This is a genomic window from Amphritea balenae (genome assembly GCF_003858655.1).
Classification (GTDB): Bacteria; Pseudomonadota; Gammaproteobacteria; order Pseudomonadales; family Balneatricaceae; genus Amphritea; species Amphritea balenae.
Map to the genome: position 1 here is coordinate 148,204 of NZ_RQXV01000009.1, position 17,396 is coordinate 165,599.

The 17,396-nt window shown below is 49.6% G+C and carries 18 protein-coding genes; 7 read left to right on the top strand and 11 right to left on the bottom strand.

The window, feature by feature from the left end; translation table 11 throughout:
• Positions 1–2: 2 nt before the first annotated feature.
• The 7 genes from EHS89_RS15805 to EHS89_RS15835 all read right to left on the bottom strand — a co-directional run bounded on the left by EHS89_RS15805 (position 3) and on the right by EHS89_RS15835 (position 6,557).
• Positions 3–770, bottom strand: coding sequence for an ABC transporter ATP-binding protein (locus EHS89_RS15805; protein WP_124927130.1), 768 nt, complete (start codon positions 768–770; stop codon positions 3–5).
• A gap of 1 nt (position 771) precedes the next feature.
• Positions 772–1,533, bottom strand: coding sequence for an ABC transporter ATP-binding protein (locus EHS89_RS15810; protein WP_124927131.1), 762 nt, complete (start codon positions 1,531–1,533; stop codon positions 772–774).
• Positions 1,530–2,525: a branched-chain amino acid ABC transporter permease gene (locus EHS89_RS15815; RefSeq protein ID WP_124927132.1), complete on the bottom strand. Its 996-nt coding sequence runs from the start codon at positions 2,523–2,525 to the stop codon at positions 1,530–1,532. Before EHS89_RS15815 ends, EHS89_RS15810 begins: the two co-directional genes overlap by 4 nt.
• Positions 2,522–3,397 (bottom strand): branched-chain amino acid ABC transporter permease, encoded by an 876-nt coding sequence (locus EHS89_RS15820; RefSeq protein WP_124927133.1) that lies wholly within the window; start codon positions 3,395–3,397, stop codon positions 2,522–2,524. Before EHS89_RS15820 ends, EHS89_RS15815 begins: the two co-directional genes overlap by 4 nt.
• Positions 3,398–3,501: 104 nt before the next feature.
• The gene (locus EHS89_RS15825; RefSeq protein ID WP_124927134.1) at positions 3,502–4,656 is read right to left on the bottom strand and encodes an ABC transporter substrate-binding protein; all 1,155 of its coding nucleotides are present in this window, start codon (positions 4,654–4,656) and stop codon (positions 3,502–3,504) included.
• 311 nt (positions 4,657–4,967) lie between these two features.
• The gene (locus EHS89_RS15830) at positions 4,968–5,753 is read right to left on the bottom strand and encodes a helix-turn-helix domain-containing protein (RefSeq protein WP_124927135.1); all 786 of its coding nucleotides are present in this window, start codon (positions 5,751–5,753) and stop codon (positions 4,968–4,970) included.
• 15 nt (positions 5,754–5,768) lie between these two features.
• Positions 5,769–6,557, bottom strand: coding sequence for a helix-turn-helix domain-containing protein (locus EHS89_RS15835; RefSeq protein ID WP_170167522.1), 789 nt, complete (start codon positions 6,555–6,557; stop codon positions 5,769–5,771).
• Between the two features lie 343 nt (positions 6,558–6,900).
• On the opposite strand from EHS89_RS15835, the gene EHS89_RS15840 reads away from it, so the two are divergent.
• The 7 genes from EHS89_RS15840 (at position 6,901) to EHS89_RS15870 (ending at position 13,733) form a co-directional block, all read left to right on the top strand.
• A complete protein-coding gene (locus tag EHS89_RS15840) occupies positions 6,901–7,314 on the top strand; it encodes a thioesterase family protein (RefSeq protein WP_124927137.1) in 414 nt (137 codons plus the stop codon).
• Positions 7,315–7,444: 130 nt separating this feature from the next.
• Positions 7,445–8,023 (top strand): NADH-dependent phenylglyoxylate dehydrogenase subunit gamma, encoded by a 579-nt coding sequence (gene padE, locus EHS89_RS15845; protein ID WP_124927138.1) that lies wholly within the window; start codon positions 7,445–7,447, stop codon positions 8,021–8,023.
• Positions 8,023–8,343, top strand: coding sequence for an NADH-dependent phenylglyoxylate dehydrogenase subunit delta (padF, locus tag EHS89_RS15850; RefSeq protein ID WP_124927139.1), 321 nt, complete (start codon positions 8,023–8,025; stop codon positions 8,341–8,343). Before padE ends, padF begins: the two co-directional genes overlap by 1 nt.
• 3 nt (positions 8,344–8,346) lie before the next feature.
• The gene (padG, locus tag EHS89_RS15855; RefSeq protein WP_124927140.1) at positions 8,347–9,600 is read left to right on the top strand and encodes an NADH-dependent phenylglyoxylate dehydrogenase subunit alpha; all 1,254 of its coding nucleotides are present in this window, start codon (positions 8,347–8,349) and stop codon (positions 9,598–9,600) included.
• Between the two features lie 14 nt (positions 9,601–9,614).
• Positions 9,615–10,883, top strand: a complete 1,269-nt coding sequence (gene padH, locus EHS89_RS15860; protein ID WP_124927141.1) for an NADH-dependent phenylglyoxylate dehydrogenase subunit epsilon — start codon at positions 9,615–9,617, stop codon at positions 10,881–10,883.
• A gap of 32 nt (positions 10,884–10,915) precedes the next feature.
• Positions 10,916–12,268 carry an NADH-dependent phenylglyoxylate dehydrogenase subunit beta gene (gene padI / locus EHS89_RS15865; RefSeq protein WP_124927142.1) on the top strand — a complete coding sequence of 451 codons (1,353 nt, stop codon included), beginning with the start codon at positions 10,916–10,918 and terminating at the stop codon, positions 12,266–12,268.
• 118 nt (positions 12,269–12,386) lie between these two features.
• Positions 12,387–13,733 carry a phenylacetate--CoA ligase family protein gene (locus EHS89_RS15870; RefSeq protein ID WP_124927143.1) on the top strand — a complete coding sequence of 449 codons (1,347 nt, stop codon included), beginning with the start codon at positions 12,387–12,389 and terminating at the stop codon, positions 13,731–13,733.
• A gap of 439 nt (positions 13,734–14,172) precedes the next feature.
• On the opposite strand, the gene EHS89_RS15875 is transcribed toward EHS89_RS15870, so the two are convergent.
• The 4 genes from EHS89_RS15875 to EHS89_RS15890 form a co-directional block, all read right to left on the bottom strand.
• On the bottom strand, positions 14,173–14,709 hold the full coding sequence (locus tag EHS89_RS15875) for an ankyrin repeat domain-containing protein (RefSeq protein WP_124927144.1): 537 nt from the start codon (positions 14,707–14,709) through the stop codon (positions 14,173–14,175).
• Between the two features lie 508 nt (positions 14,710–15,217).
• Positions 15,218–15,475: a hypothetical protein gene (locus tag EHS89_RS15880; RefSeq protein WP_124927145.1), complete on the bottom strand. Its 258-nt coding sequence runs from the start codon at positions 15,473–15,475 to the stop codon at positions 15,218–15,220.
• 165 nt (positions 15,476–15,640) lie between these two features.
• On the bottom strand, positions 15,641–16,264 hold the full coding sequence (locus tag EHS89_RS15885) for a tyrosine-type recombinase/integrase (RefSeq protein WP_124927146.1): 624 nt from the start codon (positions 16,262–16,264) through the stop codon (positions 15,641–15,643).
• Between the two features lie 103 nt (positions 16,265–16,367).
• Positions 16,368–17,183 carry a hypothetical protein gene (locus EHS89_RS15890; RefSeq protein ID WP_124927147.1) on the bottom strand — a complete coding sequence of 272 codons (816 nt, stop codon included), beginning with the start codon at positions 17,181–17,183 and terminating at the stop codon, positions 16,368–16,370.
• Positions 17,184–17,396 lie beyond the last annotated feature (213 nt).

A 17,396-nucleotide genomic window follows, 5' to 3' on the forward strand; every position in this document is an offset into this window, starting at 1 on the left:
TTCTAATGGCCTAAATAGGCTTTCTGCACCGATTCATCATTGAGCAGCGCTTCGGCGGAGGCGGAGAACGCCACCCGGCCCGACTCTAGCACATAGCCCCGATCGGCAATTTTCAACGCCGCACGGGCATTCTGCTCAACCAATAAGATGGTTACACCTTGGTTATTGAGATCCTGTATCACATCAAAAATCTCCCCAACCAGCAGTGGTGATAAGCCCATAGAGGGTTCATCAAGCAGTAACAGTCTGGGTTTGCCCATCATTGCACGACCGATGGCCAGCATCTGCTGCTGTCCGCCGGAAAGGTTGCCGGCTGCTTGCAGTCGCTTCTCTTTCAAGACGGGAAACAGGGAATAGATATTTTCAATCTCAGCTTCAATCACCGTTTTATCATCTTTACGGGCAAAGGCCCCCAACTGCAGATTATCTTCGATACTCAACGGCGCAAAGACCTGTCGCCCTTCAGGCGAATGGCAGATTCCACCGGCGGTAATTCGATGAGCGGGTCGATTGGTAATATCCTCCCCTTCAAACATGACACTGCCAGTACTGGCACGCTGTACACCCGAGAGAGTATGCAGCAGGGTGGTTTTACCAGCACCGTTGGCCCCGACAATGGTTACCAACTCGCCAGGATATACCTCAAGACTGATATCGACGATTGCTTGAACCGGTCCATAATGACTCGCCAGACCCTCTACCTTGAGGGTAGGATCCGTTGTAGCTTTCGATTGAGATGATGGGGCTGTTTGTTGTAGTTGGATCGACATATCACACATCCTCGCCCAGATAAGCCTTGATAACAGCTGGATTATTCTGCACCTCTTGCGGCGTCCCTTCGGCCAACAGGCAACCAAACCCCAGCACTAACACCCGGTCAGAGATCTGCATCACCAGCCCCATATTATGCTCAACCAACAGGATCGTAATGCCACGCTCCTTAAGCCGTTGTATCAACTGTCGCATCTCAACCGTTTCGGTATCATTAAGCCCGGCGGCCGGTTCATCCATGGCTAAAAACTTGGGATCCGACGCCAGCGCCCGGGCAATTTCCAGCCGTTTCAATTCACCGTAAGGCAACGACCCCGCTTCCCGGTCCGCCAGATGCTCGAGTCCGCACAACGTTAAAGCTTCCAGCGACCACTCACGTACCTGGCGCTCTTCGCGTATCACCGAAGGCAACCGCAGGGCGGCCTTGATCAAGCCGGTACGGGTACGCATATGACAACCCACCATGACATTTTCCAACACCGTCATGTTGTAAAACACCTGCAGATTCTGAAAAGTTCGCGAGATGCCCTGAGCGGCTATTTGATGGGTTTCCATACCGGCTAAATCCTTACCCGCAAAGGTGATGGAACCACCACTGGGGACATAATAACCACAGAGCATATTAAACAGGGTGGTCTTGCCTGCCCCGTTCGGCCCGATAACCGAATAGATTTCGCCTTCGGTAACCGAAAAACTCAGGTCGGTCACCGCCGCCACGCCACCAAAGTGTTTATCCAAGTTTACGGCTTGTAAAATTGTCATGAGTCACACTCCAGCGTTTTTTGAGCATCTTGAGGCTTCGGTGAAGGGCCTGAGCGATGATTCAACACTGTGCGTATCTTTTGCGTCAGGAACACAAACAAACCCTGTGGCATAAAGATCATGCCCCCCATCAGGATGCCGCCGAAGATGAGCATTTCATAATCTTCAAACACCACCAATGTTTCAGGCAATAATGTCAGCACGATTGCACCGAACACAGCACCATAGGTGGAAGCCATTCCACCCAACACAACCATGGTGACAATCTCAATCGAAAAACCAAAACCGAACGACTCGGGACTAACAAACGCCTGTTGGTGGGCAAACAGACTTCCCGCTAGTGATGCAAACATGGCCGAAAGAACGAACACATTAGTCCGGGTTCTAACCGTATCAACCCCCATCATCTGGGCCGCGAATTCAGAACCGTGTACTGCTCGCAACTCACGTCCGGCACGGGAGTCGATAATATTCAGCGACACTAGTATCGCCGCCAATGAGAAGAACGCGATCATACCGTACCAACGCAGATCGGTATCGATATCGAAGCCAAACAGTGACAACGTAGGAATATCGCCCAAACCATCGGGCCCTCCACTCCAGGACGATTCTTGCACCAGAATGATATTAACGATAATGCCGAAGCCGAGCGTCGCCATGGCCAGATAATGACCTTTAAGTTTGAGTATTGGCCGAGCCACCAGGTTGGCAATCACATAGACCAACCCTAAGCCCACCAACATCGCTAGCCAGGCATTAAGCTCAAAGCGTGTCGTTAGCACCGCCGAGCTGTAAGCCCCAATACCAAAGAATGCCGCATGCCCTAGCGATATCTGGCCGGCATAACCGATAAACAGATTCAAACCAACGGCCAAAATCACGTTTAACAGAATGGTCGCCCCGACGACGGTAACAAAATAGTTATCGGGAAACAGTATCGGCAACAGCGCCACTACCGCCGCATAAACATAAAAACCTTTTAGACGATTCATACACGATCCACCGATTTGAAACCGAATAGCCCGCTAGGCTTGAAGAACAGCACCGCTAAGATAATGACGAAAGCAATCGCATCTTTATAACCGGAAGAGATCAATCCGGCTCCCAGTGACTCCAGCACTCCCAATACCAAACCACCTGCAACGGCGCCCATCGAGCTTCCCATACCACCGAGAATCGCTGCAGCAAAGCCCTTCAACCCCAACATCGTACCCGCATCAAAAGAGGTAAACGCGATCGGAGCTATCAACAACCCGGCCACCGCACCAATAGCGGCAGAGAGACCATAAGAGGTCAGCAGCATCAATTTGACATTAATACCGACCAAACCGGCGGCGGTCTTATTACAAGAACAGGCCAGGATGGCTTTACCGATCAGGGTTTTATCAAAGAAATATCGTACCCCAAGGACCAAAATAACAGTGATCCCCATAATCCAAAGATTCTGTGGTACCAAAGTTGCCGCGCCAATCTGAATCGGTTCATCGCCGGTAAACGCGGGCATACTGAAAATATCTTTCCCCCAAATCAGCAACGCAGCTCCGCGCAATAAGATAGAAGCCCCGATAGTGATAATGATAGTGGCAACAACCGATGCACCACGGGCGGGCTCGATGGCAAATTTATTTAGACTAAACCCAACCAGCGTCACGATGGCTATCGCTACCAGCAGCGCGAGAGGATAAGGCACCCCTGCTCCAAGCAGCCCCACCACAGACATGGCGCCCAACATGACAAACTCACCCTGAGCGAAATTCACCACGCCAGAAGCGTTATAGATAATGGCAAAACCCAAGCCTACCAGGGCGTAGGTCGAACCGATGGACAGGCCTGTAGCCAGAAACTGAATAATCTGATCAAACATAAGCTTTACCTCACTCAGCAACCCCCTTACCTCCGACAGAATATTATCGGCAAGGTTATGGCAGGCAGCCGCTGAGCTATCCTAGTAAAAAATGAAAACCAGCCTTATTCGACCAGCGCCCAGTCTCCATTACGGATTTCAAGCATACGGAATGCATCCAGGCCAAGACCCAGATGGTCGTCTTTACTCATGGTAAAGATACCGCTTGTTCCAACAAATCCCTTGGTGGCTTCAATCTGATCACGAACCGCCGTTTTATCGGTCGAGTTAGCGCGGTCAATCGCTTCCAGAGCGATATACAAGCCGTCGTAGGCATGCCCACCAAAGGTCGAAACCGGGCCATATTTAGCTTCATAGGCATTTTTATAGGCTACCAATACCGCCTTTTGCTGGTCACTATCATCCAGTTTATCGGCAACTAACAATGCTGCAGCAGGCAAGCGCACACCTTCGGCTGCATCACCAGCCAGATCAATAAACTTTTTAGATGCGACACCATGGGATTGATATAGAGGTAGTTCGATTCCAAGCTGACGGATGTTCTTGGTCACTATCGCGGGACCAGATCCAAAACCAAAATTCAGAATCGCCTGGGCATCAGAGGAACGAATATTAGTCACCTGAGCGGTCATATCGGTATCTTTACGGCCGTATGATTCGTCCGCCACGATAGTGATACCAAAGTCAGGTGCCAGCGCCAGGCTCTGGGCGCGGCCCGATTTACCGAAACCGCCATCACCGCTTATCAGCGCGACCTTGGTAATGCCACGCGCCTGCATATCTAGATAGACCTTGGATGCTGCCATCCGGTCGGTGTGAGGTGTTTTAAAGGTCCAGGGACTAACCGGATCAACGATTTTCACCGATCCAGCCAAAGAGATGAAAGGCACACCTGATTTTTCGATTTCAGGCATTGAAGCCAGAGTGCTGCCCGAAGTAGAGCCACCTACGATGACATCGACTTTGTCACGCTTGATCAGGCGCTTGGCAAAGTTAACCGCTTTTTTGGCGTTACCGCCGGTATCGTAATGCACCAGCTCAACTTGTTTGCCGTCAATGCCGCCTTTGGCATTGATATCTTCAATATACATCTGCAGCGTCTTTAACTCAGGATCCCCGAGAAAGGAAGCAGGTCCCGTAACTGAAAGGAACGTTCCTACTTTAATGGTATCGCCTGCAGCTAACACAACACTACTAGCAGACAGCATCCCTAAAGCCACTGCTGCCATACCTGCCAAACACTTATTCCGCTTTTTCATGATTCATATCCTTACTTGAGTACTTATTTATTTTTGTATTACAACTCTCGGTACAGGAAATATAATTCAGACCCATAGCATCCTCTTACACTTCATACATAACTTATAGTGCATCAAGACTTTTGGGAAAAGAAGACAGCGCTCTTTCAAACATTCCACTGTGTGGAACGCTCAACGCTTTGAAGACCATACTCTTAACAAGCATCAAGAAACTAAGTAAAAAAATATGACTGGTTCGAACTAGCCCTTACGCTTTAGCATGGCTTTTGGGAATTGGATATTGGCTTATGAAGAGACGGTTAAGGCAACACTTACACTGCAGGATTATCATTTTCCAACACTGCCGACAAACGATCAGCAGCTTCTCTTAACCTTGGATAATATTGTGACTCGATCAAAGCCTGCTCAACCGCATCCCCTGGCCATGCAATGTTGATACAGGCCTTGATCCGACCGTGTAAAAAAACCGGTACCGCTATGGCTCCCTGAGCATGGGCCGGTGCAGGCCACTCATGAGGCTTTCGTAACCCATATCCATGCTGGCGGACCCGCTGCAGCATCGTATCCAACCAAGCCTTATCTGCGGCTAAGGTCCCTGGTTCACCACCGGCGGCAATAACCCGCTCGATAATCTCGCTACGCTCGGTCTCCGAACAAAAAGCCAGATATGCATGCCCCAGTGCAGACCTTAAGATACCGGCTTTAACCCCTACCACTTCAGGCCGAACGGCCACCACCTGTTTCTTTCGGGTTCGCTCTACCACCTCCATAAACAACCCTCTACGAACCGCAACGTACGAAGGCCAGAACAGATCACTCTTCAGTTCATCTAGGATGGGTCCTGCCGCTTCAGCCAGCGCATCTGCTGCGAGTAAATTATCAGTCAAACATCTAAGCCGAAAAGAGAGCCGGTAGAACTCATCGCTAAGTCCGCGATATACCCAACCATGATGCTGCAAGGTATTGAGTATTCTAAGTAAAGTACTCTTAGGCAGTGCTGTGGTTTGACTCAACTTCGACAACGACACCGGTGCTTCCTGGCGAATACATTCCACCACCTGCAAGCCACGTGATAACACTCTGATTTGCTTTTCCATGCCCGGATCTACCCATCAATAAAGCAAAAAGAAATGCTCTTGAAGTACAGCCGTCAGCTCATCTGCTGCAGCCCGTAAACGAGGGAAATAGATCTCTTCTACCTGCTCTGTCGTCACCGCCCCTTCAGGCCAAACAATGTTGATACAAGCTTTGACCCGCTCTTCGACAAACACAGGGACCGCTAGTCCGCCAAGCGCACCAGCGGGGGCGGGCCAGGCGGCCGCATCACGCAACCCATAGCCGCGCTTACGCACTATCCCAACCATCTGCTCGATCCACTCCTTATCTTGCGCCAGGCGTCCTTGCTCACCTTTCTGCAGCATAAGCCGTTCTAATATTTCCTCTCGCTCGGTGTCAGAACAGAAGCTGAAATAAGCATGCCCCACGGCCGAGCGCAAGATTTCCGGTTCGACCCCCATTGAATCCCGGTTTACTACCACAACCTGTTTCTTACGGGTTGTTTCAACAATGGCCATCACAAGACCTTTACGGATAGCCATATCCGATGGCCACAAGACATCCGCCTGTAAACCATCCAGAATAGGCCCTGCAGCCTCAGCTAACGCATCAACCGCCATCAGGTTATCGCCGATATGATGCAGGTGGTACGACAAACGATAACGGTCATCACCAATGCCACGGTAGACCCAACCCTCTTCCTGCAATGTATGAAGCATACGCAGCAAAGTCACCTTAGGCAGATCGGTGCCTTTATGCAGTTCAGCAAGTGAAACAGGTGGATGCGACTGCAAGTATTCGATTACATGCAGACCTCGAGAAAGTGCTCTAATCAGATTTTCCATAATCCCCGTACTCATATTTAATTCAAATAACAGCTAAGGAACCCTTAACTCCGCAAAAACCTTTCACCCTTTCTCTGCATCCCAGCAGTACAACCAACGCTCGATTTCTATAATCCTGGGCAGCGCTTGCCTCACTCTAAGCCCCTGTCACAACCCTACTATCAGTTCCACCTAGTGGAATAGCAACCTATTCAATACATTGCAACCCCGCAAACACTTGATGCATTATAAAACACAGAGAAGATATATCTAACATTAAGACATGCACTATAATGCATAGCAAGTTTTATTTACCTTCTCTAAGCAACACGGCAAACCCAACAATAATAATGAGGGAAGCACTGTGAAAAACAGCCTTAACGTCGGCGCCACTTCAACCTGCCGAATCGACATCGACCGCGACCGTACCATTGAATTTATGGGTGACGAGTGCCGCGTCTACTCCACCCCGAACCTGCTTTATGATATTGAGATGACTTGCCGCAATCTGCTACTGGAGTATTCCGATGCTGGTGAAGATTCGGTTGGAACGCGCATAGAACTGGATCACATTGGTGCGACTCTGCAAGGCATGTGGGTCGATATCCAGGTCACCATCACCGAAGCCAAAGGTCGAGCTGTCAGCTTCGATATTCTGGTCACCGACCCGTTAGAGAAAGTAGCGATGGGCAAACACAGTCGCTTCGTCGTGGATCTCAAACAGACCGCCGGCCGCCTCAAAGCTAAATCGGCCAAGGTCGCTTCGCTGCCCAAATGAAGCAGCTAACGATCAGTCGTTATGATGGGAGCGCCAGCTAAAGGCAGCCTAGCAATAAGCTACCCGCCCCGCTCCCACATCGATTAATACGGTGCCACGAGAACAAAGCCATAATAAAGGTACGTATGCTATGCATGAACTTCGAATTCACGGCCGCGGCGGACAGGGCGCTGTTTTGGCTTCCAAGATCCTGGCCAAGGCTCTGGTTGAGGAGGGTAAGTTTGTCACTGCGATCCCCGCCTTTGGTTTTGAGCGACGAGGCGCTCCGGTCGCAGCATTCATTCGTTTTGATGATCAAGAGATTCGCCGGGTCAATAATATCTACGCGCCAAACTCGGTGTTGAGCATTGATTCTTCGGTGATCCGTGCGATCAATGTCTTTGAAGGATTACAACCCGGTGGAACCTGGGTCCATAGTACTAAGGAAACCAAAGAGCAGCTAACCCTACCCGAAGACCTCAGTACACTTGGGCTCTGCGATGCCGTCTCCATTGCGATGGAGATCTTCAGACGTCCGATCACTAATACCATTATGCTCGGCGCCTTCGCCAAAACCACTGGCGCTGTATCACTTGAATCACTAAAAAAAGGCTTAGAGACCGCCAATTTCAGAGATGCCGGGTTGCAACAGAACTTGTTGGCAATGGAGCGCGGTTACCACGAAACCCAGGTGTTCCATATACAGCCACATCTTGTGGAGGCTATCTGATGACAACGACCACCAAAACCCCGGCTCCCAACCTTATTCCTCATAAGGTTGTTTATCCGGAGAAGGTACCCGACAACCTCTGTCCGGTCGCCAGCGAGTGCAACGCGATGCTGCCCGGTGATTGGCGCGCAGAACGCCCAGTGGTTGATAGGGACAAGTGCGTCAAATGCGCCACCTGCTGGATCTACTGCCCGGTGCAATGCATCGTCGAAAAACCGGCCTGGTTCGATATCGACCTGGACATCTGCAAAGGTTGCGGCATCTGTGCTCACGAATGCCCACATCGTGCCATCACCATGATCGAAGAGGTTGGGAGATAATTCATGACCACAATAGAAAAGGCAATCACTCCCGATATTGACGATAGCCACTATCAGTCCAAAACACTGGTCTGCGATGGTAACGAAGCGGCGGCCTGGGGAGTGGCCCTGGCGCGTCCGGACGTGATGGCGATCTACCCCATCACCCCGCAGTCGTCACTGGTCGAGTACCTATCCCAGTTTGTCGCCGAAGGCATTATCGATGCCGAGTTGATGAACGTCGAGGGCGAACACAGTGTGATGTCCGCACTCCAGGGTGCAGCCCTGGCAGGTGCTCGCACCTATACCGCCACCTGCGGCCCTGGCCTGGCTTTTATGTTTGAACCCTACATCAGGACCCCCGGCCTGCGATTACCGATGGTCGCCAGTCTGGTGACCCGCGATACCCTAACCCCGCAATGTGTCTGGGGTGGCCATCAGGACGCGATGCTGGTTAAAGAAGCCGGCTGGATCCAGATGTATTGCGAGACCGTACAGGAAGTTCTGGACACCACTACCATGGCCTTTCGGATCGGCGAACATCCCGACGTGATGCTACCGGTCAACGTCAACAGCGACGGTAACTATCTTTCCTACGGCGCCACCGGTATTCAACTGCCCGCGGCACCGCTGGTCGATGCGTTCATGGGCGAAAAAAATGTTAACTGGCATGCCGCCCTCGATCCTGAGCGACCGATGGCGATCGATCCCCTTACCGGCGGTGCCGGTGGCCCGGGACCATCGATGTTTGCCAACTACCGCAAGAGCCAGTGCGACGGTATGCAGAACGCTCTGCGAGTCATCGAAGAGACACACAAGGATTGGGGCGACCGCATCGGTCGCTACTACTCACCTCTGGTGGAAGAATATCGACTCGACGATGCCGATTATGCTCTGGTCACTATCGGCAGCATGACCGGAGCTGCCAAAGATGCGGTCGACCTGGCCCGTGATCAAGGTGAAGCGGTAGGCATCATCAAGATCAAAACCTTCCGCCCATTCCCAGTGGAAGCGATAAACCGAGCCCTGAGCAAAGTAAAGGCGATCGGCGTGGTCGATCGCTCAGTTAACTTTGGTTGGAACTGCGGACCGGTCTATCAAGAAACTCTCGCCGCCGCTCAACGACTGCAACGCTTTCTGCCTTCGGCTAGTTTTATCGGCGGACTCGCAGGGTCGGATATCACCGTCGAGCACTTCTCTCAGGTGATCGAAGATACCGCCCAGCTACTTAAAGGTCATCATTATGACGAACCCATCTGGATCAACCGCAACGATTAATTCGAGGAAAGACCATGCAACACAGTAAATACTTGATTATCGGCAGCTCTCACGCAGCGCTCGAAGCAGTTGCCGCGATCCGAATGCAGGACCCTGATGGTAGCCTGACACTGATCACCCGTGATAAGCACCTGCCCTATTCACCAACGGTGCTGCCTTATGTCGTGTCCGGTCGATCCCAGCCAGACAATATTAACCTCAAGGATCAAGCCTACTTCGACCTGCACGCTATCGAATTTATTCCCGGTCGTAAGGTTGAAAAAATAGAACCCGAAAATCACTGCGTGATACTCGATAACGGTCAGCAATGGCAATACGATAAATTACTGCTCGCAACAGGCGCTAGCCCGCTGATTCCACCAATATCAGGCCTCGATCAAACCGAGTTTTTAGTACTGCGCACGCTAGAAGATGCCATCGCCCTACGCCAAGCCTCTAGCCAGGCTAAAAAAGCGATCGTACTGGGCGCCGGTCTTGTTGGTATGCACGGTGCTGAGAATCTGGCCGAAGCCGGTCTGGATGTTACCGTAGTCGAGATGCAAACCCAGGTGTTGCCGGGTTACTTCGACCCGCAGGCAGCCGGTTTGATCGAGTCGGCATTCAGTCAGCACGGCGTAACGATGAAGATGGGTCACCGGGCAGTCCGAATTGAGCAACAGGATAACGGTTGCCAGGTTGAACTCGAAAACGGTGAGACGCTGGAGGCTGATCTGCTGCTGGTTAGCACCGGCGTCAAACCGGTCACCGATTACTGTGCTGGCAGTGGCATCGAGACCGATCAGGGGATTTTGGTAGACGACCATATGGCCACCAATCAAACCGATATCTGGGCCGCTGGTGATGTCACCCAGGCAGGCGATTTTTACAGTAACGCCCAGGTTGTCACCGGTATCTTGCCCGATGCGGTCGAACAGGGCCGGATCGCAGGTATGGCGATGAGCGAAGACCCTTGCCTCAAATCCTACAATGGCGGCATACCGATCAACACCTACACCTTTTACGGTCAACAAGCGATCTCCGTCGGCGTCAGTGATCTCTCCACCGGTACCCTTGCAGACTGTAGCGAGGTCGAATTGAGTGTCGATACTGACAATGGCTTTTTCCAGAAAATCATCTTTAAAGACAATCAACTACAGGGGATCTCCGGCATAAATGCGGCTCTGGACCCCGGCATCATGTGGCAACTGATTCTGCGCCGCATCGACCTTGCCGATGACAAAGCGGATTTCGTGGCTAAGCCACTGGAAACCGGCCGCCGACTCATGTCCAGAACCTGGCGCTAACGCTGTCGACCACCCCTGAAGGAGATATCAAAGTGGCTTTAGGTTATAACACGATCACATTCAATCCGGATAAGTGCGACGGCTGCGGCGACTGCATGCGTGCCTGCTCACAAGCAAAAGCCGGTACTGACGACCCGGTTCATTCACGGATTCAAATTCTCGCCAACGAGACACCATCCACTGGCGAGCAACAGAGCCCAATTGAGATGGCGATGTGCCGCCAATGCGGTGATCCTAAGTGCGTATCAAACTGCCCCGCCGCTGCACTGAGCAAAGACTTAAGCAGCGGTACCATCGATTGGGACTCGTCCAAATGCGTCAACTGCTTACTCTGTACCGTCGGTTGCGCGTTCGGTGGTATTACCTATAACGTCGAAGTCGGTCATGTCACCAAGTGCGACACCTGCGATGGCAATCCTGCTTGCGTCAAGGTCTGCCCCCACGGGGCTTTGGAATACAACACCTCCGGTAGTGTCTACACCCGCATTGGCGACAAAGAGGACCTCTTTGTACCGGGTCTGTCAGCCTGCCAGGGCTGTAACTCGGAACTGCTGATTCGCCATACCCTGCGCAACGTTGGCTCCAATGTCGTGGTCGCCACCCCTCCCGGTTGTATTCCTGGGATGGGCACGGTCGGCTACAACGGCAAGACCGGCACCAAAGTTCCGGTTTTCCATCCGCTGCTAACCAATACGGCGTCGATGTTGGCGGGGATTAAAAAGCAGTACAACCGCGTCGGCCGGGACGTCACCATGTTAGCGTTGGCTGGTGACGGCGGCGTTGGCGATGTGGGCTTCCAGTCCCTCTCGGGAGCGGCGGAGCGTAACGAACAACAACTATTTATGTGTGTCGATAACGAAGGCTATATGAACACCGGTATGCAGAGCTCTGGCAGCACCCCGGCCGGCTCCTGGACCTCGACCACCCCGGTAGGCAAGGAGATGCAAGGCAAGCGTACCGATGCCAAGAACATGGCCAGGATCATGATGATGCATAACTGCGAATACGTCGCTACTGCATCACTGTCCTTTATGGACGATTATTACGACAAACTCGATAAGGCACTGGCCGCCTCGAAACGCGGTTTCGCCTATCTGCATGTTTACGCTCCCTGCCCCACTGGCTGGCGTTTTCCGGCAGCAGAAACCATCGAAGTTTGTCGTAAACAGGTCGAAAGTAACTTCGTCACGCTGTGGGAGTTCACCCCTGATCAGGGGCTACAATTCACCCGCAGCGTCGACAAACCCGCACCCTTAGCCGACTACTTGAAGCAGATCGGTAAATACCGTCACCTGAACCAGGATCAGATCGATCACCTTCAGCGCCGAGTCGATAATCAGGTCAAAAGCCTGAAAGCGTTCGAGCAAACCAGCGCAGTATCCTGACTGCGCAACGATAATGACAATAAGAACACGGATTACTAGCATCGCCCGATATTCTTAAAAAATGAGGGCGATCGCGGTCCATGAACTCCGCAATAAAAATAACAAGGAGATGACCCAAATGAGCGTCGGCAACAGTACAGCGGCACTAGATATCGCCAGCGAAAGTAGTCGCGAGCGTTATATGTATCAACCGGAGATAGAAACCCTTCCACGGGAACAACTGGCGGAACTACAGTTGGATCGCTTGAAGAAAACTTTGCATCATGCCTATAACAATGTCCCCCATTTCAAACAAAGTTTTGACAAGGCTGGGGTCTCTCCCGACAATCTTGAAACCTTAGCCGACCTGGCTAAGTTCCCTTTCACGGTAAAGACTGACCTGCGGGATAATTACCCATTTGGAATGTTTGCGGTTCCTAAGAATCAGATTTCCCGCATACACGCCTCCTCCGGCACAACAGGAAAGCCGACGGTTGTTGGATACACCAAAGGCGATTTGGATCGCTGGGCGCAACTGGTCGCCCGTTCAATCGCCTGCGCAGGAGGTCGTCCCGGTGACATGCTGCATAACGCCTATGGCTATGGGCTGTTTACCGGAGGTTTGGGCGCCCACTACGGAGCTGAGAAGCTCGGCTGTACAGTAACACCAATGTCGGGCGGCAATACCGAAAAACAGAACATCGTAATGAATGATTTTGGCGCCGAAATTCTCTGCGCTACTCCTTCATTCGCGCTCAACCTGGCCGACAGTGCCGAGAAACAAGGTATCGACCTGAAGTCTGGACCGTTACGGACCGGTATCTTTGGCGCCGAACCCTGGAGTGATGCGATGCGGGCGGAGCTGCAGCAACGCCTTAACATCAAGGCGGTCGACATCTACGGTCTATCCGAGATTATGGGGCCTGGCGTCGCCATTGAGTGCTGCGAAGAGCAGAGTGGACTGCACGGCTGGGAAGATCACTTCCTGTTTGAGATTATTGATCCAGACACCCTGCAGCCGCTACCCATAGGCGAAGTGGGTGAACTGGTCATTACTACCCTGACCAAAGAAGCGTTGCCGATGATCCGTTATCGGACCCACGACATCACCCGACTCAGCCACGATCCATGCTCCTGCGGACGCACCCATGTGCGGATTCTTCGTGTCACCGGGCGCAACGACGATATGATGATCATCCGCGGAGTAAACGTCTACCCGTCACAAATCGAGTCGGTCCTGGTGGGCTTCCCGAACATTGCTCCGCATTATCTGCTACTAATCCGTCGCAATGGCAATATGGATACCCTCGATATCGATGTCGAGGCCGATTCCAGTGTAGACCCTGATCAATATCCTATGCTCGCCGCCGAGGTCCGGCATCACATCAAATCCTTTGTCGGTATTACCTGTAGCATCTTCATCAAAAAACCTGGCGAGATCCCTCGGTCTGAGGGGAAAGCGGTTCGGGTGAAAGATCTGCGCTAGACTAGCCTGGCCCTAATAAAAAAGGGGCAACAACAGCGGGCTATTAACCCAAGTTGGGGCTGCCACTCGTTGAGGCTCCCCCGTCTTGAGCTACAAACAGACTAAAAAACTGCGAGCGGTGGGTCTCTTGCTGAGTCACACTCAGTTGGATATCTTGGCATTGATGTCGATGATACTGAAAAGCTGTCTGAATAAGCGGAAATCTAGCGATAGATCAAAAAAAGTCTACTTTCGATACAGAGCAGAAGCTTTGTCGGGACGTTTTGGATGTCCGCTTTGTGCCAAAAGCGGACATGAATGAAGTCAGTATGACTGGTCTCTAATCAACTTAGCGGATACTCGTTAATCTACATAGATCTATATAATTTTGACGTTGGCCTAAACGAAGCATTAGCAGTCATGCCAGAAGGGGAAATATTTCTTGCCTTACTAAAAATATTTATCGATCTCTCATTAGTGAAACCAAGTAATCAGGGGCCTTTTCTTTAATAGCTAAATCCAAGGCAGTATAGCCATCGCGATTTACAATATTTACATCAGCTCCAGCGATAACCAGCAGCTCAGCAATTTCATAAAAATGATTAATTACGGCTAAATGAAGTGGTGTAGGATGGGCATGCCCTTTAATATTAATATTGACTCTCGCATTTGCGCTAAGTAACAGCTGTACTATCTTCAGTCGACCAAGCTGTACCGCTGCATATAAAGGGGATGCACCATCATTATTTACTCCATTTACATCTGCGTTTTGAGAGAGTAAATATTCCACCAATTCTTCATTACCTGCGACACTGGATACGAAAAGCATTGATACACCGAAAGATGTTCTTAACCCGACTCGACCACCTTCTTTAACAAACTCATCAGCGTTACCAATTTCTCCATCAATAATCTTCTTTGCAATGCTTTCAACATTAACCTCAGATGCACAAGAGCTAAGAAAAAGGAAAGTTACAAAAAATAATATTTTATTCATACGACCTAAACAATCTATCAATTAAATATAAATTAATTTAACGAGACATAACCTATCAGATACACATTAAACATCTAAGGACAAATAGGCAACGAGTAACTTGTTGACAATAATAAGCTTTTTACCTATTGGCGGTTTCGTCTTTCAAAAAACGCCATGCTGCTTAACCATCACAATTCAATGGTTCAAGGTATCAACGAAGGTACATCAATAGAACTCCATGAATTCTACAGCGCTAGTCGTATACCTACTTTAGATATTTGGCGGTAGGCAGCTAAAGCCATAGAGAATGTCAGCTTTGGGCCGAAAGATGACTTCATTACTTCTGAGCCGAGCCAGATCAAGCATTTGGGTCAGCTACGTGCCAAAATCGGACATAGCTTATAGCTTGAGGAACACCTTCATCTAAACAGTTTTTTTCTGTATAAAATTAAAATGACTTAATATATTTCATGAAACTTGGAAAAGAAGTATATAAACCAAGAAATCATGGTCAAAATATAGACAACTAAGAAACTCTCATCATAAAAAATAGAGAAACAGAGCCTACACCTAACGTAAAGCATAGATAGTTAGCTTTTTGCATCACACTGTTGAAAACCAGATTTAAGACCCCACCAGTTATCAGTGGGCCAAGCATGGCAATAACACCTTCCCATTTAGCAACCAGTAAGCAGCCAATTGAGACAGTAGCTCCTCCGACGAATAACCATGCTAAGGGGATTGTACTTATATATTCATGAGGATTTTTTTCAAACTGGGGCATGACGATTCATCCATGAATGACTTAGAAAATTTCTATCATTGTTAACGGATTAACCTAAATACCGTCAAAAAATAGTCCAAAACAAGTATCTATACATTCTGGAGAAAACTCAATCAAAGCTAATGTCCGCTTTGGGTCGGAAGGCGACATTCCTTGTCTTTTTCTTCAAATTTCCGTTTGTTCCGCCAGTTCCAGCGCGTCATCAACATCAATACCCAGATAGCGTACTGTGCTTTCCAGTTTGGTATGCCCAAGTAACAATTGAATCGCTCGAAGGTTCTTAGTTCGTTTGTAAATCAAAGCAGGTTTGGATCTTCGGAGTGAGTGTGTGGCGTATGAAGATGCATCTAAGCCAATGCTATTTATCCAACGTTTAACAATCCGTGCATATTGCCGTGTTGTTATGTGTTGGTTCTTGTTCATTCGGTTTGGAAAAAGAAAATCTCCCGTGCCGCATCCTGCGACCAGAATCCAGTTTGCCAGTGATTCCCTAGTATGTTTCATCAGCTCAAAACGAACAGGGGTTTGTGTTTTTTGCTGAAGGATCATGGCACGTGATTGAATTTCTGAGCCATGAGCAATATCACGCACACGCAGATTTACCAGATCGCAGGCTCGGAGCTTGCTATCAATAGCCAAATTGAACATTGCTAAATCACGGCAATGATTAGCAATCTCTAGCCTGATACGTATTGCCCAAATATCTTTCAGCTTTAGGGGCTTCTTTTGCCCAACAAGCTTACCTTTGTTCCAGGGCTTGTTCATGGATGTAGTTGTCACTGAGTCCATGATATACCTCCTGAGAATGTTGTATCGGAGGTCTTAGAGTAGGTTTAAATCAAAAAAGTCGCCTTTCGACCCAAAGCGGACATAAATTCTATACAGGCTCTTATCATTTATCAGATGATAGGCGCTCAACTTGCTCAATAAGCTGTTGCGCTGATTCATCCTTTATACGGTTCGCCTCTTCTTGAAATTCAGTGTAATAATTTGAGAAAGCTGCCTGATCATTTTCAAACTTACCAGCAAAATCAATTTCAGTTGGATTTCCTCTTGAGGGCCAAAACCCTATTGCCGAAGGGTGTGCTTGATGTCCTTCTTTGGAAATACTAATTACGGCTCGGAATTTCCTAAATAGAAAATCTTTGGTTGTTTCCGTTTCTGAGATTTCTACTCCTGCAAGTGCCTCTAAGGCTTGTGTCAACGATGCTATTGACCCAGGTTCACTTTTTATAATTCCAGGGTTAGAAAAGAAAGCCCATACTTCTTGGGGTGGTAAATGTTCAGTGCCGTTTCTGAACGAAATAGGCAATCCGTTAAAAAGATCAAGTTCGTTGCCTCCATACATAAATACAGTGCCAAATATCGCCTTGTATTGACCTCTACTCCATCCACCTAGAACATACTTAGCTCTCCATCCTGCTTTCTGATCTGTGTAATCGACTATAAGAAGGTCATCATCAATCGAAATATCTGATTCATTGAGGGTGACAGTATCTTCGTTTCCTTGATCATCTATACGAATCCAACTCCCACCCTTAGGGGAAATATTAAAGACCTGCCTCTTAGGAGTGGCTATGGAAGATGTTGTTGCCCATGTACCATAGAAATCGGCACCTTTGATGGTGCCGTCTGCGTGAGCCCAGCTAACAGCAAAAAATAATAAAGCAAAAAGTGATGTGATACTCGGGAAAGCTGTCGTGCGCATTTGTATTACATTCCATGTAGAGTCGTTTGGTTGCATAGTTCGATGAACATTTTAGCAGTAAGTAGTCTTTTAACAGAAGCAAACTAATGTCCGCTTTTGGCACAAAGCGGACATGGCTTATAGCACCTGATATGTGTCAAATGCTAACTCCTAACCCCAGTTTGGGTTAATAGCCAGCAACAACCGTTGCCCCTTTTTTATAACCGCCTATTT

Bases quoted from the DNA above. Each gene is read 5' to 3' on its own strand.
- EHS89_RS15805 (WP_124927130.1), bottom strand. From the start codon at position 770: ATGTCGATCCAACTACAACAAACAGCCCCATCATCTCAATCGAAAGCT.
- EHS89_RS15890 (WP_124927147.1), bottom strand. From the start codon at position 17,183: ATGCGCACGACAGCTTTCCCGAGTATCACATCACTTTTTGCTTTATTA.
- EHS89_RS15885 (WP_124927146.1), bottom strand. From the start codon at position 16,264: ATGGACTCAGTGACAACTACATCCATGAACAAGCCCTGGAACAAAGGT.
- EHS89_RS15815 (WP_124927132.1), bottom strand. From the start codon at position 2,525: ATGAATCGTCTAAAAGGTTTTTATGTTTATGCGGCGGTAGTGGCGCTG.
- EHS89_RS15880 (WP_124927145.1), bottom strand. From the start codon at position 15,475: ATGCCCCAGTTTGAAAAAAATCCTCATGAATATATAAGTACAATCCCC.
- EHS89_RS15870 (WP_124927143.1), top strand. From the start codon at position 12,387: ATGAGCGTCGGCAACAGTACAGCGGCACTAGATATCGCCAGCGAAAGT.
- EHS89_RS15810 (WP_124927131.1), bottom strand. From the start codon at position 1,533: ATGACAATTTTACAAGCCGTAAACTTGGATAAACACTTTGGTGGCGTG.
- EHS89_RS15875 (WP_124927144.1), bottom strand. From the start codon at position 14,709: ATGAATAAAATATTATTTTTTGTAACTTTCCTTTTTCTTAGCTCTTGT.
- EHS89_RS15820 (WP_124927133.1), bottom strand. From the start codon at position 3,397: ATGTTTGATCAGATTATTCAGTTTCTGGCTACAGGCCTGTCCATCGGT.
- padH (WP_124927141.1), top strand. From the start codon at position 9,615: ATGCAACACAGTAAATACTTGATTATCGGCAGCTCTCACGCAGCGCTC.
- EHS89_RS15825 (WP_124927134.1), bottom strand. From the start codon at position 4,656: ATGAAAAAGCGGAATAAGTGTTTGGCAGGTATGGCAGCAGTGGCTTTA.
- padE (WP_124927138.1), top strand. From the start codon at position 7,445: ATGCATGAACTTCGAATTCACGGCCGCGGCGGACAGGGCGCTGTTTTG.
- EHS89_RS15830 (WP_124927135.1), bottom strand. From the start codon at position 5,753: ATGGAAAAGCAAATCAGAGTGTTATCACGTGGCTTGCAGGTGGTGGAA.
- padF (WP_124927139.1), top strand. From the start codon at position 8,023: ATGACAACGACCACCAAAACCCCGGCTCCCAACCTTATTCCTCATAAG.
- EHS89_RS15835 (WP_170167522.1), bottom strand. From the start codon at position 6,557: ATGGAAAATCTGATTAGAGCACTTTCTCGAGGTCTGCATGTAATCGAA.
- padG (WP_124927140.1), top strand. From the start codon at position 8,347: ATGACCACAATAGAAAAGGCAATCACTCCCGATATTGACGATAGCCAC.